Origin of the sequence: Streptomyces tamarix, from assembly GCF_032423885.1 — a bacterium.
In the GTDB taxonomy this organism is placed as follows: domain Bacteria; phylum Actinomycetota; class Actinomycetes; order Streptomycetales; family Streptomycetaceae; genus Streptomyces; species Streptomyces tamarix.
Map to the genome: position 1 here is coordinate 85,785 of NZ_JAWCTQ010000003.1, position 21,373 is coordinate 107,157.

Sequence of the window (21,373 nt, forward strand, 5' to 3'; positions counted from 1 at the left end):
GCGGGGGTGCGGGAGGGGGGAACGTGCCGGCGCGTACGGCGACGCGCCGGCACGTACGGGGACGTGCGGAAGCCGGGCGGACCACGGGCAGCGCGGCCCACCCGGCTGTGACGTACGCGGAGTCAGCGCGGGGCTATTCGAGAAGCTCCGCGTACGAGCCCATGGCGAGGGCGATGTCCGCCTGCGCCCAGAAGCGGTGGTACGTGAAGACCGGCGCGGCGCCGCCCTTCAGGTAGGCCTCGACCTTCGACCAAGCGGGGTCGTCCTGGTAGAAGGTACGGATCGAGGCGAAGGTGGACGTGGAGTCGATCCGGTCGCCGTTGGGCATGGTGCCGGTCCAGCCGCTGGGGACGTAGACCGGGTCGTCGAACCGGTTGTAGTCGGCGCGGGTCTCCGGGACGGCGATGCCCAGCGGGTCCTGGTGGTGCTGCCACATGCCGTCGAGGAGCGCCTTGGCGACCCGCTTGGCGTCCGCGTCGCCGGACTTGGCGGCGTAGTACGTCAGGGTCTTGGCGTACGCGGCGGCGACGCCGACGTCGTTGGTGTAGTCCGCGACGGTGACGTGGAGGCCGGCGTTGGCGCCGGGCGAGGAGGCGTTCCACGTGTCGGGCTTGCCGGACCACTGGAGGGTGGACGGGAAGCGGAACGTTCCGTCGGGGTTGATGGTGGTCTCCGACAGGGCCCAGTCGACCCACTTGTCGAGGACGCTCTTGGCGAGGGCGTCACCGCTCTGGTGGTAGTACTCGGCGACGCGCTCCATGGACCACGCCTGGAAGCCGAACCACTGGTTGGACGGCGGGTCGTGGTAGACGGGCTTCTCGTCGTAGAAGAGGCCGTAGAAGGTGGGCGTGCCGGCCGGCGGGGTGGCGTAGCGTCCCTGCCAGCTGTTGGTGGCGCCGCCCGCGATGGCGCCCTCGTCGGACTGGAGCCAGCGGTAGAACTCGACCTGCCGGTCCAGGCTGGTCGCCCAGTCCTGGGCGCCCGTGGCCGACTTGGGCTTCAGCGGGGCGTACTCGCTGAGCGCGTACGCGGCGAGCGGGTTCTGGTAGCCGCTGTGGGAGTGGCTGGAACCGATGCGCCAGGCCCAGCCGGCGGAGGTGTCGGTGGCACCGCCCCAGGCGTAGTACCAGGACATCAGGTAGTGGGCGCTGTCCTTGCCGGTGCCGGCGGGGCAGCTCGTCGGGCCGACGCAGTTGCCGGCCTTCTTGAAGTACTTGTCGAAGAGCGAGTACCGCAGGTAGTCGCCCATCTTGGCGGCCTTGGCGACGACGCCGCCGACCGCGGAGCCCTTGCCCTGCTGCTTGGCCCAGATGTCGGCCCAGTAGGCGGCCTGGACCGCGCGGGCGTCGGCGTCGGGGGCGTTGGTGTACTTCCACTGCTTGGCGTAGGACGCGTCGCCGGTGAACAGGTCCAGGTAGCCGTTGCGTCCGCCGTAGGTGAAGTTGTCGCAGGTCGGGTGGGTGACGGTCTCCCAGACCGACTCCTGCGGGCCGCGCTGGAAGGTGTTGATGTACGACGGGCCGGTGGCGGACGGGCCGGCGGAGCACTTGCCGGGCTCGTTGCCGAAGCCGTAGACGTTGTCGACGTCCTGGAGCCAGTGCATGCCGTACACGTCGGAGGTGCCGTAGGCGTTCTTCAGCTCACCGGCGATCGGGTCGACTCCCGCGGGGACGCCGCCGTCGAGGCGCGAGGGGTACTGCGACGGCAGGTCGTGCTCGGGGGCGTACGTGGCCGGCTTGGAAGCGTTGTACTTGTCGTTGGTCGGCTGGTCGGCGTGGGTGGGGATCATGTACTTCTCCATGGTGTCCCACGCGCTGTTGAACTTGGTCCAGTCGCCGGTGACCTTGCCGTACATGGCCTGCAGCCAGATCAGGTAGCTGTACGCCTCGGACGTCGTCTCGTGGCCGTGGTCGGGCGCCTCGACGATCAGCGTCTCGACCGAGTGGTACGGGATGCCCTCCGGCGAGAAGTAGCCGTTCGCCGGGTCGGTGATCTTGGCGTGCATGGCCAGGAAGCGGGCGTCGTACGTGGAGTCGCCGTCGAGCTGGGTGGCGGTGACCTCGGCCTTCGTGTGGCCGGGGGCCGTCACGGCGAACACGGCCGAACCGGTGCCGGACGCGGCGGCGGTGACGGTCACCTTCTGGGCGGTGCTCCAGTTGGTCGGCGTGAAGGTCAGCGTGCCGGGGGCCGCGGTGAGGCCGGTGTTGCCCGAGGCGCGGGCGACGGTGACCGTGACGTTCGCGGACGGCCGGGTGGAGAGCTTCACGTCGAAGGTGGCGGACTCGCCCTGGCGCACCCCGAGTTGGGCGGGGGACGCGACGAGGGCCGGCCCGGCGGCGACGGTGATGCCGACGGGCGCGGACTCGGCGGCGGCGCCCTGGCTGTCGTACGCCTTCGCGTAGAGCGAGTGGGTGCCTGCGGCGAGGCCCTGGGCGGTGAAGGTGTACGGCGAGGTCGTGTCCGTGCCGAGCAGGGTCGTGTCGTCGTAGAACTCGACCTTGCTGATGGTGGCCCCGTCGGCGGCCGCCGCGGTGGCGGCCAGCGGGACCGGGTCGCCCGCGGTGAAGGTGGCGCCCGGCGCGGGGCTGGTCAGCACGGCGATGGGCGGCTGGTGGGCGCCCGCGCAGACGGTGCCGTTGACGGTGAAGCTGGTGGGCGCCGCGTTGCTGCCGCTGTAGGTGAACTGGGCGCCGGTCGTGACGGCCTGGCCGGCGGCGACGGTCCGGTTCCAGTCGACGTTGGTGACCGTGACGGTCTTGCCGGACTGGGACCAGGTGCCGTTCCAGCCGTTGGAGAGCCGCTGGTTGCCGGTCTGGTCGTAGCGGAGGGTCCAGCCGTTGAGGGCCTCGGTACCCCGGTTGGTGAGGGTGAGCTCGGCGGTGTAGCCCGAGCCCCAGTCGTTGGTCTTGTAGTCGACGCTGCACTGCACGGCTGCGGCGGCCGCCTCGGCGGGTGCGCCGTTGGCCGCGGTCATGCCCAGGGGAAGGGCGAGGACCGCGGCCAGGACGGTGGTCAGCCGTCTGCGTTGACCCGTACGTGGTCCTGGCGACATGCGGTGTCTCTCCTAGCGGCTCTGTGGGGGCAGGAGGTGGGGTGACAAGCCTTGAACCAGTGGGAGCGCTCCCACTATGAGGAGGCCCCGGTGCGCGGTCAAGGTCCTTGAAGTCTCGAAGAAGTTCGAAAGAAAAACTTTTTCCTCCCTCTGTTGCTTGACGGCGGAGGGGCGCTACGGTCAGCGGCACCAGTGGGAGCGGTTCCATCCAGTCGGTGCGTTGTCAGGTACGCACCTGATCTGCAAGGAGTCGCTCATGCGACACCCCCCGCGTGCTGTTTCGCTCTCCGCGGGAGCCGCGCTCGCCCCGGCGGGTACGGTCCTCGCACCGGCGGACCCCGCGTCCGCCGCCCCGACCGCCACTTCGTTCCGCACTCCGATCCGCACGGTGGAGCACTCCGCCGTCGGCCGGTGGGCCGGCGGTTTCCGGGGTTCCGTCACGATCACCGGCAACGGCTCCGCGCCGTACGGCCGGAGCTCCGGGTCCGTGTTCCCGGGCGGCCGGTGGGCCGCACGGGGCCGGGACGTTCGGTGGTCCCCGTGCGGGGTCCCGGTGACCGCGGCGGACGGGAGCGGGCACGCGGTGCTCGGCACGGGTTCCGGCGTCACGGCCGGGTCCATCGCCCCGTACTCCGGTTCCCGCCCCGCACCGACGGCGTTCACGCCGAACGGCACGGTGCGCGGCGCGGAGCCGGGGGGCGCGGCGGACCCGTCCCGCCCGCCGGCGACGGGTGGCGAACCGCCCGTGCCGTCCATGAGGGGTGACGAACCCTTCGACCAGAACGGCGCGACCCGCCGGCTGCTCGGTGCGAACCGCTCCGCCGGCGAGTCCCCGTAGTCCAGGGCCGCGTGCCGGTCCACGGCCCCACCGGCCCGGCGGCCGATCCCGCCGCCGCCCGGCACGTCCACCACGTCAACTCCCGCGCCGACCAGCGGTGACGACGGCACCCCACGCCTTCGACACCGGTCCGCGCCTCCACCCGCGAACCGGCGGACCGACCGACGCCGGCCGCGTCCCGCACCACTGGGACACCGGGCCCCGGGCGCACCCGCGCCTGCCCGGAGCACCACCGGGGAACCGAGCAACACCCCAGTGAACACAGAGGAATCAGAGAGGAAACCCCACCCCCATGAGCCGCACCAGCACCACCCAGTCACCTCCCCGCCGCAGAACCGCTCTGCTGGCCGCCTCCACCCTGCTCGTCACGGCCGGCGCCACCGCGACCGCGCTGTCCTCCCCCGCCGGGGCCGCCGCCCCGGGCTGCAAGGTCGACTACACCGTGACCAACCAGTGGAGCAACGGCTTCGGCGCGAACGTCACCGTCACCAACACCGGCGACCCCGTCAGCGCCTGGACGCTGGAGTGGTCGTTCGGCGGCAACCAGCAGGTGACGCAGCACTGGAACGCCGGCATCACCCAGTCCGGCGCGGCCGTCACCGCGAAGAACGTCTCGTGGAACGGCGCCCTGGCGACCGGCGCCACGGCCTCGTTCGGCTTCAACGGCTCGTACAGCGGCACCAACGCCGTGCCGACCGTGTTCAAGCTGAACGGCGTGGTCTGCAACGGCGTTCCGGGACCGTCCGACCCGCCGCCCACCGACCCGCCGCCGGTCGGCGACCGCGTCGACAACCCGTACGCGGGCGCCAAGGTGTACGTCAACCCGGAGTGGTCGGCGAAGGCCGCCGCCGAGCCGGGCGGTACGAAGGTCTCCAACCAGCCGACCGGTGTCTGGCTGGACCGGATCGCCGCGATCAACGGCGTCAACGGCGGCATGGGCCTGCGCGACCACCTCGACGAGGCGCTGCGCCAGAAGGGCAGCGGCGAGCTCGCCATCCAGCTCGTCATCTACAACCTGCCGGGCCGCGACTGTGCCGCCCTCGCCTCCAACGGCGAGCTGGGCCCGACGGAGATCGACCGGTACAAGACCGAGTACATCGACCCGATCGCGAAGATCCTCTCCGACCCGAAGTACGCGGGCCTGCGGATCGTCACGACGGTCGAGATCGACAGCCTGCCGAACCTGGTCACGAACGTCACCCCGCGCCCGACCGCCACGCCGAACTGCGACGTCATGAAGGCGAACGGCAACTACGTCAAGGGTGTCGGCTACGCCCTGGCCAAGCTCGGCGCGGTCAAGAACGTCTACAACTACGTCGACGCCGGACACCACGGCTGGCTCGGCTGGGACGACAACTTCGGCGCCTCCGCCCAGATCTTCAAGCAGGCGGCGACGGCCGAGGGCTCGACGGTCGCCAACGTCCACGGCTTCATCGTGAACACGGCGAACTACAGCGCCCTGAAGGAGGAGAACTTCAAGGTCGACGACACGGTCAACGGCCAGTCGGTGCGCACCTCGAAGTGGGTCGACTGGAACCGCTACGCCGACGAGCTGTCGTACGCGCAGGCCATGCGGGCCGAGCTGGTCCGCATCGGCTTCGACCCGAAGCTCGGCATGCTGATCGACACGTCCCGCAACGGCTGGGGCGGCGCGGCCCGGCCCACCGGCCCGGGCGCGAAGACCAACGTCGACACGTACGTCGACGGCGGACGCTACGACCGCCGCATCCACCTCGGCAACTGGTGCAACCAGGCCGGTGCGGGCCTCGGCGAGCGGCCGAAGGCCAACCCGGAGCCGGGTATCGACGCGTACGTCTGGATGAAGCCTCCGGGTGAGTCCGACGGGTCGAGCAAGGCCATCCCGAACAACGAGGGCAAGGGCTTCGACCGGATGTGCGACCCGACGTACACGGGCAACCCGCGGAACAACAACAACATGTCGGGCGCCCTCCCGGACGCCCCCGTCTCGGGCCACTGGTTCTCGGCCCAGTTCCAGGAGCTGCTGAGGAACGCCTACCCGGCGCTCTGACGGCCAGAGCCGGCTCCTGAACGAGCCCCCGCACCCGGTGTTGGTTCACCCCCGGGTGCGGGGGCTCCGCACGTCCGCGGCGCGGTCACCGCGGGCGCGGGTCGGCGGGGGCGCCCTGCGGGGCGGACCGGCGGCTTCGGACACCGAAGCGGCCGGAACCGCGTTGTGGGGGGCGGGGCGCGGGGCTAGGGTCGGGGGCGTGACTGCCGGGTCGGCCATGGGCCACGAACGAGAGAAGTCCCCGGCCTCCTCGTGAGGGCGGGGCGGGCCAGGGGCCCGCCCGGGGTGCCGCGCGCCGCCGTGCGCGCGCCTCCCCGCTCCTTCCTCCTCCGCGCACCCACGAGAGAGAGTCACCATGACCGCCGATCTCAACCACACCGTCGTGCACGCCTCCGACAAGCTGGCCTCCGCCGAGTTCCTCGCCGGGATCCTCGGGCTGGAGGTCGGGGCGCCGTTCGGGCCGTTCATCCCCGTGGACACCGGCAACGGCGTGACGCTGGACTTCCACGACGCGGACGGCACGCCGGTCGCGTCCCAGCACTACGCGTTCCTCGTCCCCGACGAGGAGTTCGACCTCATGATCGACCGGCTCCGGGCGGCCGGGGTCACGTACTACGCCGACCCCCACCACACCGAGCCCGGGCGGATCAACCGCCTCTTCGGCGGCCGGGGCGCCTACTTCGACGACCCCGACGGGCACAACATGGAGATCATGACCCGCCCGTACGCGCGTCCCGCCTAGGCCCGATGCCGGTGACTTCGCAGCCTTCCAGAGCCCACCGGTGAGGACATCGCCTCAGGTCAGAGGCGCGTGCGCGCCGTTAAGTCAGGGGCATTGCACCTGGGCCGCGGGGCCGAGGTCGAGTTCGGCGACGACCTGGTCGCCGCTCACCCCACCGGTCGGACGGAAGCCGAGCCCGGTGGAGAACCCCTCGGGGCCGTGCCCGCCCGGCTTCCAGCTCACGGTGACCCGGCTCCCCCCGCGGCGGCGGACCTCCTCGCAGACGGCCCCGACGGCGAACCGCCCGTACCCCCGGCCCTGGTGGCCGGCGGAGACGGCCGGCCGCCACGGGCCGCTGCGGGGGCGGTCACGGGGGTCGTCGGGGTCGAAGCGGACGCCGAAGAAGCCCCTCACGAACGCGACGAGCCGGTCGCCGTCGTACACGAGCCGCGGCCGGGCCACGTCCGGCGAGGCGTACGCCTCGGCCGGCGACCGCGCGACGGGCGCGACGAACCCCTCCTGCCCGGGCCGCACCCGCAGCGCGCACGCCTCCAGGACGTTGTCGGGGGTGATCTCCACGAGTCGCAGCACGTCAGCCGTGCCCGGACCCTCACCGCCCCACCGGGCCCCGCCCCAGGGGTTCTCCGGCGCGCCGCCCGGGCCGGGTCGGGGTCAGGCCGATTCGCGGACGACCAGTTCCGTGGGGAGGACCAACTGGCGCGGTTCCGCCGTCGTGCCGGTGATCTCCTGGAGCAGGACGCGGGCCATCACGCGGCCCATCTCCTCGATCGGCTGGCGGACGCTCGTCAGCGGCGGGTCCATGTGACGGGCCACCGCCGAGTCGTCCACGCCGATCAGCGCCACGTCGTCGGGGACCCGGCGGCCCGCCTCGCGCAGGGCCACCCGGGCGCCCGCCGCCATCACGTCCGACGCCGCGAACACCGCGTCCAGTTCCGGGCACCGCTCCAACAGCTCGCGCATCGCCCGCCGGCCGCCCTCCTCGGTGAAGTCGGCTGCGGCGACCAGCCGTTCGTCGGCGGCCAGGCCCGCCGTCGCCAGGCCCTGGCGGTAGCCGTCGAGGCGGCAGCGGGCCACGTACATGTCGAGCGGGCCCGTGATCGTGGCGATGCGGCGGCGGCCGCCCTCCGCCAGGCGCGCCACCGCCGAGCGGCCCGCGCCCACGTTGTCGGAGTCGACGTACGCCACCGGCTCCGCCTCCGAGCGGCGGCCGTTGAGGACCGCGGGGATGTCCAGCTCCCGCACCAGGTCCGGCAGCGGGTCGTCCGCGTGCACCGACACGAGCAGCACCCCGTCGACGCGCTGCGCCGCCAGGTACTGCTCGAAGCGCTGGCGCTCCTTGCGGGACCGGATCAGCGTGAGCAGGAGCTGCTTGTCCGCGTCGGCCAGTTCGGCGCTCACGCCGCGGATGATGTCGAGGAAGTACGGCTCCGCGAACAGCCGCGCCTCCGTCTCCGGGATCACCAGCGCCACCGCGTCCGTGCGGGCGCCCGCCAGGGCGCGGGCGGCGCGGTTCGGCACGTACCCCAGCTCCGCGATGGCGCGGGAGACGGCGGCCTTCGCGCGGTCGCTGACCCGCGGCGAACCGTTGATCACGCGCGACACCGTGCCCCGGCCGACGCCGGCCCGGGCCGCGACCTCCTCCAGGGTGGGCCTGCTCCCCTGCCGTCCGTTCACCGCCATCGCGTCACGTCTCCCGTCCAGTCCTCAGCCCGCCGGCCCGCCGACGGGCGGGAAACCGGGAAGCCGCGCGCCCGCCGGGCCGCGAAGCTTCTGATGCAGTCAAAGTAGAGCCTGCCCCCCTCCTCGACCCCAAGCGGGAGACCCGGAAATTGACCCTGGGTAGTGGGAGCGCTCCCACGCTAGCGGATCGTGGCGTCCACCTCCAGCGGGCGCCTTGAGGAACTGAAGGCGGTCCTCGCAGCGCGGACGCCCGCCCACCCCTCCCGCAACAATTCGCGTTCATCTCTTGACACCCGTACCCGCCAGGCAGCAACCTTCCGGGCATACGACGTGGGAGCGCTCCCACGGACACGTGTCCCCATCGGCACGTGAGCCGCAGCACACCGATCCGATCCGCACGATCACGACCACACGAGGGGCCGGCGGAGGACCGCACAGGACCCCGGTCCCGGTCCCGGCCCCCAGCCCCACCCGGCGCACAACCAGCACCACCCTGGACGAGGAGAGTGGAGAATGCGCACTTCCAGCAGTACCCGTGACCTGGCCCGCAGACGTCGCCCCGCACTCGCGGCGACCGCCCTCATGGCCTGCGCGGCCCTGATCGCCGGGTGCAGCGACAGCGGGGGCGACGGCTCCGGCACGGCCGCGGGCGACGACGGGAAGATCACCCTGCGGATCGGCACCTTCGGGTCCTTCGGCTACGACAACGAGAACGGCGCCAAGCTCTACGCCGAGTACGAGAAGCTGAACCCCAACATCAAGATCGTCGAGTCGAACGTCGCCGACGGCCAGAAGTACTGGGACACCCTGAAGCTGCGCCTCTCCCGCAACAGCGGCCTCGCCGACATCCAGGCCATCGAGGTCGGCTACATCGCCGAGGCGATCGGCCCCACCATGGGCAACAAGTGGGTCGACCTGTCGAAGACCGGCGGCGCCGACACGTCCGCGTTCCTGGACTGGAAGATCAAGCAGGCCACCACCGCCGACGGCAAGGTCATCGCCCTCGGCACCGACATCGGCCCCATGGCCATCTGTTACAACAAGGACCTCTTCGCCAAGGCCAAGCTGCCCACCAACCGCGACCAGGTCGCCGAGCTGTGGGCGGGCGACTGGGCGAAGTTCGTCGCCACCGGCAAGAACTACCAGCGCAACGCGCCCGCCGGGACCGCCTTCCACGACTCCGCCAGCGGCCTGTTCAACGCCGTGCTGTCCAGCCAGCCCCAGCAGTACGCCAACGACAAGGGCGAGCTGGACTGGGAGAACAGCCCCGGCGTCAAGACCGCCTGGAACCTCGCCGTCGAGGCCGCCGGCAGCGGGATCACCGCCAAGCTGCGCCAGTTCGACGAGAAGGGCACCTGGAACGCCGGGTTCAAGAACTCCAAGTTCGCCACCGTCGCCTGCCCGTCCTGGATGACCGGCATCATCAAGGACCAGGCCGGCCCCGCCAACAAGGGCAAGTGGGACATCGCCGCCCCGCCCGTCGCCGGCAACTGGGGCGGTTCCTTCCTCGCCGTCCCGAAGGCCGGCAAGCACGCCGAGGAGGCCGCCAAGCTGGCCGCCTGGCTGACCGCCCCCGAGCAGCACGCCAAGGTCTTCGGCGTCAACGGCAACATCCCCTCCACCAAGGAGACCCTGGCCTCGCCGACCGTCCAGAACGCCAAGATCGAGTACTTCGGCGACACCCCCGTCGGCAAGATCTACTCGTCGGCCGCGGCCGGGATCACCCCGGCGCCGGTCAGCCGCCACGACGGCCAGGTGAAGACCTTCATCACCGACAACGGCATCCTCGACATCGAACAGCGCGGCACCTCGCCCGAACAGGCGTGGAACAACGTGAAGAAGCTGATCGACGACAAGATCGCCCAGTAGGCGGTCCGGTCCGGCCGCCCGGCGCTCCCCCGCCGCGCGGCCGGCCGCGTGCGGGGCCGGGCGGCACGTGTCCCCGAGGACGGGCCCGCCCGGCCTGACGGGAGCGTCCACCCCGCCCGGTGGGGGACGGGCCTCCCGGCCCGACGGCGACGGATCCGCCCGGCCCGGCAGGAACGGAACCACCCGGCCCGACGGGAGCGTCCGCCCCGCCTCGGCGGGGACGGGTCCGTCCGGCGCGCCCGGCGACCGCGCGTTCCGCGCGCGGGGCCGCGGGGCCCCGCACCGCCCGTACCGCCCGCGCCGTCCGCACCGCCCGCGCCGATCGACCGCCCGCCACCCCGCACGCGCGCCCGCGCCCGCACGGCTCGCGGCCGGACGCGTGCGCGGGCGGGCGGCGCCCCGGGCGCCGGGACCGTCCGGCAGCCTCCCCGACGTACGCACCGACCTGGAAGGACGCCCCTCGTGGCCACCTCCGTCCAGGCGGCGGCCGACGGCACATCGCCGCCCGCCACGCCGCCGCCCTCCGCACCCCGGAAACCCACACCGCCCCCGGCCCGCACCGGCTGGCGCAGCAAGCTCTACCGCTGGGACCTCAAGGCGACCCCGTACGCGTTCGTCTCGCCGTTCTTCCTCTGCTTCGCGGCGTTCGGGCTGTTCCCGCTGATCTACACGGGCTGGCTCTCCCTGCACCGGGTGGAGCTGGGCGGCGAACCCGAGTGGCGGGGCTTCGACAACTACACCGCCCTGTGGGACAGCGACTTCTTCTGGAACGCGCTCGCCAACACCTTCACCATCGGCGTCCTCTCGACCGTCCCGCAGCTCCTCATGGCGCTGGGCCTGGCGCACCTGCTGAACTACAAACTGCGCGGCCGTGGCTTCTTCCGCGTCGCCGTCCTCGCCCCGTACGCCACCTCCATCGCCGCCGCGACCCTCGTCTTCGCCCAGTTGTTCAACAGCGACTACGGGCTGATCAACACGATCCTCGGCTGGGTCGGCTTCGAGCCGGTCAGCTGGGAGTCCTCCAAGTGGCCCGCCCAGATCGCCATCTCGGTGATCGTGACGTGGCGGTGGACCGGGTACAACGCGCTGATCTACCTCGCCGCGATGCAGGCCGTCCCGCAGGACCTGTACGAGGCGGCCTCGCTCGACGGGGCGTCGCGCTGGCGGCAGTTCATCAGCGTCACCATCCCGTCCATCCGCCCCACGATCCTCTTCACCATCGTCGTCTCGACCATCGGCGCGACCCAGTTGTTCGGTGAGCCGATGCTGTTCGGCGGCAGCCTGGGCATCAGCGGCGGCAGCGGCAACCAGTTCCAGACGCTGAGCCTGCTGATGTACGAGAAGGGCTGGATGACCGGCGCGCTGGGGCAGGCTTCGGCCATCGCCTGGGTGATGCTGCTGCTCCTGCTGCTCATCGGCGGCCTCCGGCTGCTCGCCGGCCGCGTCAACCGCAAGAAGCAGGGGGCCTGAACCATGAAGCTCAAGCAAGCGGCCGGGCGGCAGCACCACGCCGGCCCCGTCACGTACGTCCTGCTCGGGCTGGCCGCCCTGGTCTCCCTCTTCCCCCTGTACTGGAACCTCGTCGCCGCGTCCCACACGGGCGAGCGGGTCGTCGAGGCGCCGGCGCCGCTGCTGCCCGGGCCGCGGCTGTTCGAGAACCTCACCTTCGCCTGGAACCAGGTCGACATGGGCGAGGCGCTGATCAACACGACGATCGTGGCGGGGCTCGTGGCGGCGTCCACGGTCGTGTTCTCCACGCTCGCCGGGTTCGCCTTCGCCAAGCTGCCCTTCCGGGGCCGCAACGTCCTGCTCGCCCTGGTCGTGGCGACGATGACGATCCCCCCGCAGCTCAGCGTCATCCCGCTGTACCAGATCATCACCGACCTGGGGTGGGTGGACCAACTGCAGTCGGTGGTGCTGCCGTCGCTGGTCGCCGCGTTCGGCGTGTTCTTCATGCGGCAGTACCTGCTGGAGGCGCTGCCGATCGAGCTGGTCGAGGCGGCCCGCATGGACGGCGCCCACAGCCTGCGGATCATCTGGCACGTGGTGTTCCCGGTGGCGCGGCCCGCGATGGCCGTGCTCGGCATGCTGATCTTCGTCCAGGCGTGGAACGACTTCTTCTGGCCGTTCATCGCCCTGACCCCGGACGGCAACCCGACGCTCCAGGTGGCGCTCGCCGGCCTGGGCTCCGGCAACCACACCATCAACCAGGCCATCGTGCTGACCGGCGCGCTGATCTCCACGGTTCCGCTGCTGGTGGTCTTCGCCCTGCTCGGCAAGCACATCGTGGGCGGCATCACCTCGGGCGCGGTCAAGAGCTGACGCGCCCGGGCGCCGCCCGCGCCGCCCCTCCCCCCGTCCCCCCATTCCCCCCATCCCCCCGTCATCCATTCCTCTCCTCGTTGGGAGCGCTCTCTATGACTGCGTCCGAAGTCCGGCCGCTCACCGCCACCCGCCAGTTCCCACCCGGCTTCCTGTGGGGGGCCGCCACCGCCGCGTACCAGATCGAGGGTGCCGCGGCCGAGGACGGCCGCACGCCCTCCATCTGGGACACCTTCTCCCACACGCCGGGCAAGGTGTTCGGCGGCCACACCGGTGACGTGGCCGTCGACCACTACCACCGGTTCCGCGACGACGTCGGGCTGATGAAGGAGCTGGGCCTGACCGCGTACCGCTTCTCGGTGTCCTGGTCGCGGGTGCAGCCGACCGGGCGCGGCCCGGCCGTGCAGAAGGGCCTCGACTTCTACCGGTCCCTCGTCGACGAGCTGCTCGCGGCGGGCATCCAGCCCGCGCTGACCCTGTACCACTGGGACCTGCCGCAGGAGCTGGAGGACGCGGGCGGCTGGCCGGAGCGCGCCACCGCGGAGCGGTTCGGGGAGTACGCGGCGCTCGTCGCGGACGCGCTGGGCGACCGCGTCGAGCGGTGGACCACGCTCAACGAGCCCTGGTGCAGCGCGTTCCTCGGGTACGCCTCCGGGGTGCACGCGCCGGGGCGCACCGACCCGGTCGCCGCGCTGCGCGCCGCCCACCACCTGAACCTGGGCCACGGCCTGGCCGTGCAGGCGCTGCGCGCGGCCCTGCCGCCGCGCGCCGAGATCGGCGTGTCGCTCAACCTGCACCAGGTCAGACCGCTGACGGAGGCGCCGGGCGACGTGGACGCGGCGCGGCGGATCGACGCGGTCGGCAACCGCGTCTGGCTCGGCCCGATGCTCGACGGGGCGTACCCGGAGGACCTGGCGGCCGACACCGCGCGGCTGACGGACTGGTCGTTCGTCCGGCCCGGCGACACGGCGACGGCGCACCAGCCGCTGGACTTCCTGGGCGTCAACTACTACACGCCGACGGTCGTGTCGGTGGCCGGCGGCGCCCAGCCGGGGATGGCGGACGGCGGGCACGGCGGCGGCTCCTTCTCGCCGTGGCCGGCCGCGGACGAGGTGGCGTTCCACCAGCCGCCGGGCGCGCTCACCGCGATGGGCTGGTCGGTGGACCCGTCGGGCCTGTACGACCTGCTGATGCGGCTGACGCGGGAGTACCCGGAGCTTCCGCTGTACATCACGGAGAACGGCGCGGCGTACGAGGACGCGGTCGGGCCGGACGGCGCGGTCCACGACCCGGAGCGCATCGCGTACGTCCACAGCCACCTGGAGGCGGTGCACCAGGCGGTGGAGAGCGGCGCGGACGTGCGCGGGTACTTCCTGTGGTCGCTGCTGGACAACTTCGAGTGGGCGTACGGGTACGAGAAGCGGTTCGGCGCCGTCCACGTCGACTACGAGACGCAGGTGCGCACCCCGAAGGCGAGCGCCCACTGGTACGCGCGGGTGGCGCGCAGCGGGCAGCTCCCCGCGCCGGAGGCGGTCGTGTGACCCGCTCCGGTGCCGTGTGACCCGGCCCGGCGGCGGGTGACCCGCTCCGGCGCCGCGTGACACGCCCCGGCGGGAGCGCGGCGGCGGCGCCCGGTACGTACAGAATCGTCCTCGTTCGTGGTGGAGGTTCCGTACTGGGAGGACGCGATGCGCAGCCGCACCCGCGGGGCGGGGTCCCCCAGCCGCCCCCGCTCCCGCCGCGGCGGCCGGCGCGGCCCCCGCGCCCGCGCCGCCACCCGGCTCGCCGCCGTCCTGCTCGCCGGGTGCTGCGCGGGCGGCGGCGCCGGGACCGACGGCCGGATCCGGCTGACGGTCGGCGTCTTCGGGTCGTTCGGCTACCGGGAGGCCGGCCTGTACGACGCGTACATGCGGCTGCGTCCCGGCGTCGTCGTCGAGCAGACGTCGATCGCGCGGAACGAGAACTACTACCCGCAGCTCCTCACCCACCTGGGCAGCGGCAGCGGCCTCGCCGACGTCCAGGCCGTCGAGGTGAACAACATCGCCGAGATCACCGCCACGCAGGCGGACGGACTGGTGGAGCTGGGCACGGCCGAAGGCGTGCGGAAGGAGGACTTCCTGCCGTGGAAGTGGGCGCAGGGGACCACCCGGGACGGCAGGACCGTCGCCCTCGGCACGGACGTCGGGCCGCAGGCCGTCTGCTACCGCAAGGACCTGTTCGCCCGGGCCGGGCTGCCCACGGCCCGGGCGGAGGTGGGCCGGCTGTGGGCGGGCGGCTGGCGGGCGTACCTGGCCGTCGGACGGCGCTACCGGGCGAACGCCCCCGCCGGTACGGCCTTCACGGACTCGGCGTCCGGGGTGATGGCCGCGATCACCGGGTCCAGTGCCCGGCGGTTCTACGACGTGGACGGCACCGTCTCCTACCGGTCGAGCCCCGCCGTGCGGGAGGCGTGGTCGGTGGCGGCGGCCTTCGCGACGGGCGGGCTGACGGCACGGCTCCAGCAGTTCACCCCCGCCTGGGACCAGGGCTTCGCGAACGGCGCCTTCGCCACCGTGTCCTGCCCCGCGTGGATGCTCGGCTACATCCAGGACAAGGCGGGCCCCGCCGGGCGCGGCCGGTGGGACGTGGCGGCGGCGCCCCGGCCGGGGAACTGGGGCGGCTCGTTCCTGGTCGTCCCCAGGGCGGGCCGGCACCGGGCGGAGGCGGTACGGCTCGCGGCCTGGCTGACGGCGCCCGCGCAGCAGGCGACGCTGTTCGAGCGGCGCGGCAGCTTCCCCAGCGCGTCCGCCGCGTACCGGAGGCCGTCCGTCGCGGGGGCGCGGCACCCGTACTTCGGCGGGGCGCCGATCGGGGAGATCTTCTCCCGCGCGGCCCGCGGCGTACCGGTGACGGTCCTCGGCCCGAAGGACCTGGTCATCGCCCAGAACCTCGCCGACGTGGGGATGCTCCAGGTGGAACAGCGGGGCGCGTCGCCCGCGGACGCGTGGCGGTCGGCCGTGCGGACCATCGACAACGCCCTCGACCTGTGAGCGCGCCCCGCGCGTCCGCCGCACCCGTCCCCGCGTCCGCGTCCGCGAAGGGCCCGGCGGGCGGACCGGCCGCGGCGGGCCACGGACCGGACGGGCGGTGGACGCCGTACGCCTGCCTCGCGCCGTTCTTCGTCCTCTTCCTCGCCTTCGGGCTGTTCCCGCTGCTCTACACGGGCTGGGCGGCCCTGCACCGGGTCGAACTGACCTCCCCGACCCGCATGGAGTGGGTGGGGCTGCGGAACTTCTCCCGGCTGGCGGCCGACGAGTTCTTCTGGAACGCGCTGCGCAACACGGTGACGATCGGGCTGCTGTCGACCGTGCCGCAACTGCTGATGGCGCTGGGCATCGCGCACCTGCTGCACCACCGGCTGCGCGGCTCGACGTTCTTCCGGGTCGCCGTGCTCACCCCGTACGCCACCTCCGTCGCCGCCGCGACGCTCGTCTTCGTCCTGCTGTTCGGCCGCGACCACGGGATGGTGAACTGGCTGCTGGACCTCGCCGGGATCGGTCCGGTCGACTGGCAGAGCGGCCGCTGGACGTCGCAGCTCGCGGTGTCGACGATCGTCGTCTGGCGGTGGACGGGCTACAACGCGCTGATCTACCTGGCGGCGCTCCAGTCCGTGCCGCCCGAGCTGTACGAGGCGGCGGAGCTGGACGGCGCGTCCCGGTGGCAGCAGTTCGCGCACGTCACGGTGGTCGCGCTGCGGCCGACGATCCTGTTCACCTGCGTCGTCGCCACGATCGGCGCGACGCAGCTCTTCGGGGAACCGCTGCTGTTCAACGGCAGCGCGGGCGCGACCGGCGGCGCGGACCACCAGTTCCAGACGCTCGGCCTCTACCTGTACGAGCAGGGGTGGGTCAACTTCCACCTGGGCCGGGCCGCCGCCATCGCGTGGACGATGTTCCTGCTGCTGGTCCTGCTCGCGCTGGCCACGGGGGCGACCGCCCGCCTGGCGCGGGCCCGATCGGCGGCACGGACCAAGTCGGCGGCACGGGACCGGGCGGCGGCACGGGAAGGGGCCGCCGACATGCGCGTGCCGCCCGCCCCCCGCGCCCGGCCGGGCCGTCCCCGTACGCGCGCGGGCCGTCCCCGTCCGGGCCGTCCCCGTCCGGGCCGTCCCCGTACGCGCGCGGGCCGTCCCCGGCGCGGCGGGGCGCTCACGTACGCGGTCCTGGCCGGCGTCACCGCCGTCTCGCTGTTCCCGCTGCTGTGGACGGCGGTCGCCGCCTCCGCCGACACCACCCGGCTCGCCCGGACGCCGCCTCCCCTCTGGTTCGGCGACCGCCTCGCCGGCAACCTCTCCACCGCCTGGACCGACGCCCACCTGGGCGCCGCGCTGTGCAACACGGCGTTCGTCGCCGGGACCGTCGCCGCCGGGACCGTGCTGGTCTCCACCCTCGCCGGCTTCGCCTTCGCCAAGCTGCGGTTCCGGGGCCGCCGGGCGCTGCTGCTGGTGGTGGTCGGCACGATGATGGTGCCGCCGCAACTGTCGGCCGTCCCGCTGTACCTGCTGGTCGCGCGGCTCGGCTGGGCCGACCGGCTCCAGGCGGTGATCCTGCCGGCCCTGGTGAGCGCCTTCGGGGTGTTCTTCATGCGGCAGTACCTGCTCGGCGCGCTGCCGGGCGAACTGGTCGAGGCCGCCCGCGTCGACGGCGCCGGCGCGTGGCGGATCGTGTGGCACGTCGTCTTCCCGGCGGCGCGGCCCGCCATGGCGGTCCTGGCGATGCTCACGTTCGTGATGGCGTGGAACGACTTCTTCTGGCCCGTCATCGCGCTCACCCAGAGCGGCAGCCCGACCGTGCAGGTCGCCCTCACCGGCCTGGGCCGCGGCTACGTCCCCGACCAGGCGGTGGTCATGGCCGGCGCCCTGCTGGGCACGCTTCCGCTCCTCCTCGTCTTCGCCGCCTTCGGCCGGCAGATCGTCGGCGGCATCATGCGGGGCGCCGTCAAGGGCTGACCCCCACGCGCGCCCCTCCGTCCGTACCCCCGTCCCGACCCGTTGGGAGATCCTCCTTGTCCGTCAGCTTCCCGCCCGGCTTCCTGTGGGGCACCGCCACCGCCGCGTACCAGATCGAGGGCGCCGCCCAGGAGGACGGCCGCGGGCCGTCGATCTGGGACACCTTCAGCCACACCCCGGGCCGCACCCTCGGCGGCGACACCGGTGACGTGGCCGCCGACCACTACCACCGCGCGCCCGACGACGTCCGCACGATGGCGGAGCTCGGCGTCAACGCCTACCGCTTCTCCGTCTCCTGGCCGCGCGTCCAGCCGACCGGGCGCGGCCCCGCCGTGCAGAAGGGCCTCGACTTCTACCGCGCGCTCGCCGACGACCTCCTCGACCGCGGCATCACGCCCGTCCTCACCCTCTACCACTGGGACCTGCCGCAGGCCCTGGAGGACGAGGGCGGCTGGCCCGCGCGGGACACCGCCCAGCGGTTCGCCGACTACGCGGGGCTCGTCGCCGACGCGCTGGGAGACCGCGTCGAGCGGTGGACCACGCTCAACGAGCCCTGGTGCAGCGCCTTCCTCGGGTACGGCTCCGGCGTCCACGCCCCCGGCCGCACCGACCCCGTCGACGCGCTGCGCGCCGCCCACCACCTGAACCTCGCCCACGGCCTCGCCGCACACGCCCTGCGGGCCGCCCTGCCCGCCCGCGCCCAGCTCTCGATCAGCCTCAACACCTGCGCCGTCAGGGCGCGGACGGACAGCGACGCCGACCGGGACGCCCGGCGCCGCATCGACGCGCTCGCCAACCGGGTCTTCACCGGGCCGCTGCTGCACGGCGCGTACCCCGACGACCTCCTCGACGACACCGCGCACCTCACCGACTGGTCCTTCGTCCGGGCGGACGACCTGGCCGCCATCGCCCGCCACCCCCTGGACTCGCTCGGCATCAACTACTACGCGCCGACCGTCGTGTCGGCCGCCACCGGCGGCCCGGCCTCCACCGCCGACGACGGCCACGGCGCCAGCGCCCACTCCCCCTGGCCGGGTGCCGACGGCGTCTCCTTCCACCAGCAGCCCGGCGAGCGCACCGACATGGGCTGGGGCATCGACCCGACCGGCCTGTACGACCTGCTGACCCACTACAGCCGGGAGGCGCCGGGCCTGCCCCTGCTCGTCACCGAGAACGGGGCCGCCTACCCCGACCGGCCCGCCCCCGACGGCACCGTCCACGACGTCCGCCGCGTCCGCTACCTCCACGGCCACATCGCCGCCCTGCACCGGGCGCTGGCCGACGGCGCCGACGTGCGCGGCTACTTCGTGTGGTCCCTGCTGGACAACTTCGAGTGGTCGTACGGGTACTCCAAGCGGTTCGGCATCGTGCACGTCGACTACGCGACGCAGACCCGCACGCCCAAGGCGAGCGCCCGCTGGTACGCGCGGCTCGCCCGCACCGGCGTCCTGCCGGACCCGGTCGTGCCGTGAGGGGCGCGTCCCGGCCGCCGTCCCGACCGGGGTGGCGGCCGGGACGCGCGGCGCGCGGACGGCGCGGGCCGCGCGGCGGTGCGGGAACCGACCCCCGCCGACCCGCACCGACCCCTGCCAGCCCGCACCGACCCGCACCGACCCCTGCCAGCCCGCACCGGCCCGCACCGACCCGCACCGACTCGCACCGACCCGCAGCCGGACGCGGGTGCCCGCGCGGCCGGTTCACGCGGGCGCGCCGCGGCGCCGCACGCGGCGGGCACGGCGGGCGGGCGGGGCGGCGGGGCGGACGCCCGGGCCCAGCCGGACGCGGACCTCCGCGCCGCCCAGGACGGAGCGGCCGACGCGCACGTCGCCGCCCGTGGACTCCGCGACGCGGCGCGCGATGTCCAGGCCGAGCCCCGTCGAGCCGTCGCGCGCCCCGCTGTTGCCGCGGGCGAGCGCCTCCTCGGGGTCGGCGATGCCGGGCCCGGCGTCGGAGACGAGCACGTGCACCGCGTCGTCGCCGCGGTGCACGTCGACCGCGAACGCGGTGCCCTCCGGGGTGTGCCGGAAGACGTTGCCGAGCAACGCGTCCAGCGCGGCGGCCAGCTCGGGGCGGGCGACGGGGACGCGCACGGGACGCTCGACCCCGGCCAGCCGCGCCGCGCGGCCCTCGTCCTCGGCGAGCGCCGACCAGAACGCCATCCGGTCCCGTACGACCTCCGACACGTCGCAGCCGGCGCCCGGTCCGGCCGCCGCCGTCGTCTGCGGCTTGGCCTCGCGCGCGGTGCGGATGATCGTGTCGACCTCCCGCTCCAGTTGCTCGACGGCCGCGCGGGTCTGGTCGGCGGCCGGCCCCTCGCCGAGCGAGGCGGCGTTGAGGCGCAGCACCGTCAGCGGGGTGCGCAACCGGTGCGACAGGTCGGCGGCGAGCTCCCGCTCGTTGGCGAGGAGCCGGACGACCTGGGCGGCCATGGAGTTGAAGGCGACGGCCGCGGAGCGCAGTTCGGCGGGCCCCTCCTCCGGTACGCGCGCGTCCAGCCGGCCCTCGCCCAGGTCGTGGGCGGCGCGCGCGAGGAGCCGGGCGGGCAGCACCACGCGGACGCCGAGCCGGTCCGCGACCGCGACCGACCCGACGACCAGGGCGGCCCCGACCCCGGCGAGGACCAGCCGGGCGGTGGCGAGCCCGCGGGTCAGCTCGCCCTGCGGGACGAACACCTCGACGACGGCGATCTGCCCGGTGCCCAGCGCGATCGGCTGGAGCAGCACGCACCCCCCGGCCACCTCCGCGACGGACGCCCGCGGCACCCGCCGTACGGTCGCCAGGTCCGCCCCGGCGGCCCGGCCCGCGCCGATCTCCAGGGCGACGGCCCCGGGCCGTCCGGGCGGCGCCGGGACGTGCACGGCCATGCGCCCGTCCGCCCCGGCCTGCGTGGAGGCGACGGCGCGCTCCAGCGCCGCCCGGTCGGTGGTGACGGACAGGGTGGGGCCGATCGCGGCGGCCTGCCGCTCGGCGTTGCCGAAGGCGCGGTCGCGGGCCAGCTCCTCGATGACCAGGCCGAGCGGGACGGCGAAGGCGAGGACGACCATCGTCGTGACGGCCAGCGCGACCTTGACGAGCGCCCACCTCACCGCGGCGGCTCCAGTTTCACGCCGACGCCCCTGAGCGTGTGCAGGTAGCGGGGGCTGGCGGCGGTCTCGCCCAGTTTGCGGCGCAGCCAGGACAGGTGGACGTCGATGGTCTGGTCGTCGCCGTACTCCTGCTGCCACACCTCCGCGAGCAACTCCCGGCGCGACACGACGACGCCGGGCCGCCGGGCGAGGAACGCCAGCAGGTCGAACTCGCGGCGCGTCAGGTCCAGGGTCCGGCCGTCCAGTTCGGCCCGGCGGCGCAGCGGGTCGACGGCGAGGCCGCCGACCCGGACGGCCGTGTCGGCCGGCGCCTCCCCGGCACCGCGCGCCCGGCGCAGCACGGCGGCGATCCGCGCCGACAGGTGCTCCGCGGAGAACGGCTTGGTGAGGTGGTCGTCGGCGCCGTCGTTGAGGAGCCGTACGACCTCCGCCTCGTCGTCCCGCGCGGTCGCGATGATCACCGGTACGTCGGTGGTGCCGCGCAGCACCTTCAGCGCCTCCGCCCCGTCCAGGTCGGGCAGGCCGAGGTCCAGGACGACCACGTCGAAGCGGTGCCGGTCGACCTCGCGCAGCGCCTCCAGGGCCGTGCCGACGCCCCGCACCGCGTGGGACGCCCCGGTCAGGTGCCGAACGAGGGCGGAGCGCACGGACTGGTCGTCCTCGACCACGAGCACACTTGCCATGGGCGGCACCGTACGCCATGCGGCGGAACCGGAGGCACGGGTACCGGGAGGGGGCCGGGGGCGGAGCACCGGACGCGCCCGGCGC

Annotated in this window: 15 protein-coding genes and 1 pseudogene; 11 read left to right on the top strand and 5 right to left on the bottom strand. The window is 73.7% G+C overall.

Annotation, left to right across the window (positions count from 1 at the left end; genetic code table 11):
* Positions 1-133 precede the first annotated feature (133 nt).
* Positions 134-3,052 (bottom strand): glycoside hydrolase family 48 protein, encoded by a 2,919-nt coding sequence (locus RND61_RS03735; RefSeq protein WP_315876200.1) that lies wholly within the window; start codon positions 3,050-3,052, stop codon positions 134-136.
* A gap of 256 nt (positions 3,053-3,308) precedes the next feature.
* Here RND61_RS03735 and RND61_RS03740 point away from each other — a divergent pair, with 256 nt between their 5' ends.
* The 3 genes from RND61_RS03740 (at position 3,309) to RND61_RS03750 (ending at position 6,661) form a co-directional block, all read left to right on the top strand.
* Positions 3,309-3,890 carry a cellulose binding domain-containing protein gene (locus RND61_RS03740; protein ID WP_315876201.1) on the top strand — a complete coding sequence of 194 codons (582 nt, stop codon included), beginning with the start codon at positions 3,309-3,311 and terminating at the stop codon, positions 3,888-3,890.
* Positions 3,891-4,182: 292 nt separating this feature from the next.
* Positions 4,183-5,919: a glycoside hydrolase family 6 protein gene (locus tag RND61_RS03745; protein ID WP_315876202.1), complete on the top strand. Its 1,737-nt coding sequence runs from the start codon at positions 4,183-4,185 to the stop codon at positions 5,917-5,919.
* A 355-nt stretch (positions 5,920-6,274) separates the two neighbouring features.
* A complete protein-coding gene (locus RND61_RS03750) occupies positions 6,275-6,661 on the top strand; it encodes a VOC family protein (protein WP_315876203.1) in 387 nt (128 codons plus the stop codon).
* An 84-nt stretch (positions 6,662-6,745) separates the two neighbouring features.
* On the opposite strand, the gene RND61_RS03755 is transcribed toward RND61_RS03750, so the two are convergent.
* Positions 6,746-7,228, bottom strand: a complete 483-nt coding sequence (locus RND61_RS03755; protein ID WP_315876334.1) for a GNAT family N-acetyltransferase — start codon at positions 7,226-7,228, stop codon at positions 6,746-6,748.
* An 84-nt stretch (positions 7,229-7,312) separates the two neighbouring features.
* Positions 7,313-8,341, bottom strand: a complete 1,029-nt coding sequence (locus tag RND61_RS03760; protein ID WP_315876204.1) for a LacI family DNA-binding transcriptional regulator — start codon at positions 8,339-8,341, stop codon at positions 7,313-7,315.
* A 513-nt stretch (positions 8,342-8,854) separates the two neighbouring features.
* Between RND61_RS03760 and RND61_RS03765 the strand changes: the two genes are divergently transcribed.
* The 8 genes and pseudogenes from RND61_RS03765 to RND61_RS03800 all read left to right on the top strand — a co-directional run bounded on the left by RND61_RS03765 (position 8,855) and on the right by RND61_RS03800 (position 18,991).
* Positions 8,855-10,210, top strand: a complete 1,356-nt coding sequence (locus RND61_RS03765; RefSeq protein ID WP_315876205.1) for an ABC transporter substrate-binding protein — start codon at positions 8,855-8,857, stop codon at positions 10,208-10,210.
* Positions 10,211-10,672: 462 nt separating this feature from the next.
* Entirely contained in the window at positions 10,673-11,680 is a 1,008-nt protein-coding gene (locus tag RND61_RS03770) for a carbohydrate ABC transporter permease (protein WP_315876206.1), read from the top strand.
* Positions 11,681-11,683: 3 nt separating this feature from the next.
* Positions 11,684-12,532: a carbohydrate ABC transporter permease gene (locus RND61_RS03775; RefSeq protein ID WP_315876207.1), complete on the top strand. Its 849-nt coding sequence runs from the start codon at positions 11,684-11,686 to the stop codon at positions 12,530-12,532.
* Between the two features lie 95 nt (positions 12,533-12,627).
* Positions 12,628-14,073, top strand: coding sequence for a GH1 family beta-glucosidase (locus RND61_RS03780; protein ID WP_315876208.1), 1,446 nt, complete (start codon positions 12,628-12,630; stop codon positions 14,071-14,073).
* Between the two features lie 147 nt (positions 14,074-14,220).
* Positions 14,221-15,561: an ABC transporter substrate-binding protein gene (locus tag RND61_RS03785; RefSeq protein WP_391652836.1), complete on the top strand. Its 1,341-nt coding sequence runs from the start codon at positions 14,221-14,223 to the stop codon at positions 15,559-15,561.
* A pseudogene (locus tag RND61_RS03790) lies at positions 15,558-16,526 on the top strand (carbohydrate ABC transporter permease); the annotation flags it as partial. The gene RND61_RS03785 and the pseudogene RND61_RS03790, both read left to right, overlap by 4 nt.
* A 63-nt stretch (positions 16,527-16,589) precedes the next feature.
* Entirely contained in the window at positions 16,590-17,519 is a 930-nt protein-coding gene (locus RND61_RS03795; RefSeq protein ID WP_391652838.1) for a carbohydrate ABC transporter permease, read from the top strand.
* Between the two features lie 56 nt (positions 17,520-17,575).
* Positions 17,576-18,991 carry a GH1 family beta-glucosidase gene (locus RND61_RS03800; RefSeq protein WP_315876210.1) on the top strand — a complete coding sequence of 472 codons (1,416 nt, stop codon included), beginning with the start codon at positions 17,576-17,578 and terminating at the stop codon, positions 18,989-18,991.
* A 225-nt stretch (positions 18,992-19,216) separates the two neighbouring features.
* Here RND61_RS03800 and RND61_RS03805 read toward each other — a convergent pair whose 3' ends face one another.
* On the bottom strand, positions 19,217-20,605 hold the full coding sequence (locus RND61_RS03805) for a sensor histidine kinase (protein ID WP_315876211.1): 1,389 nt from the start codon (positions 20,603-20,605) through the stop codon (positions 19,217-19,219).
* Positions 20,602-21,288 (bottom strand): response regulator transcription factor, encoded by a 687-nt coding sequence (locus RND61_RS03810; RefSeq protein ID WP_315876212.1) that lies wholly within the window; start codon positions 21,286-21,288, stop codon positions 20,602-20,604. The genes RND61_RS03805 and RND61_RS03810 overlap by 4 nt, the downstream gene beginning before the upstream one ends.
* Positions 21,289-21,373: the final 85 nt, after the last annotated feature.

Excerpts from the sequence above, each read along its gene's own strand:
- RND61_RS03735 (WP_315876200.1), bottom strand. The coding sequence starts at position 3,052 with ATGTCGCCAGGACCACGTACGGGTCAACGCAGACGGCTGACCACCGTC.
- RND61_RS03740 (WP_315876201.1), top strand. The coding sequence starts at position 3,309 with ATGCGACACCCCCCGCGTGCTGTTTCGCTCTCCGCGGGAGCCGCGCTC.
- RND61_RS03745 (WP_315876202.1), top strand. The coding sequence starts at position 4,183 with ATGAGCCGCACCAGCACCACCCAGTCACCTCCCCGCCGCAGAACCGCT.
- RND61_RS03750 (WP_315876203.1), top strand. The coding sequence starts at position 6,275 with ATGACCGCCGATCTCAACCACACCGTCGTGCACGCCTCCGACAAGCTG.
- RND61_RS03760 (WP_315876204.1), bottom strand. The coding sequence starts at position 8,341 with ATGGCGGTGAACGGACGGCAGGGGAGCAGGCCCACCCTGGAGGAGGTC.
- RND61_RS03765 (WP_315876205.1), top strand. The coding sequence starts at position 8,855 with ATGCGCACTTCCAGCAGTACCCGTGACCTGGCCCGCAGACGTCGCCCC.
- RND61_RS03775 (WP_315876207.1), top strand. The coding sequence starts at position 11,684 with ATGAAGCTCAAGCAAGCGGCCGGGCGGCAGCACCACGCCGGCCCCGTC.
- RND61_RS03780 (WP_315876208.1), top strand. The coding sequence starts at position 12,628 with ATGACTGCGTCCGAAGTCCGGCCGCTCACCGCCACCCGCCAGTTCCCA.
- RND61_RS03785 (WP_391652836.1), top strand. The coding sequence starts at position 14,221 with ATGCGCAGCCGCACCCGCGGGGCGGGGTCCCCCAGCCGCCCCCGCTCC.
- RND61_RS03795 (WP_391652838.1), top strand. The coding sequence starts at position 16,590 with ATGCGCGTGCCGCCCGCCCCCCGCGCCCGGCCGGGCCGTCCCCGTACG.
- RND61_RS03810 (WP_315876212.1), bottom strand. The coding sequence starts at position 21,288 with ATGGCAAGTGTGCTCGTGGTCGAGGACGACCAGTCCGTGCGCTCCGCC.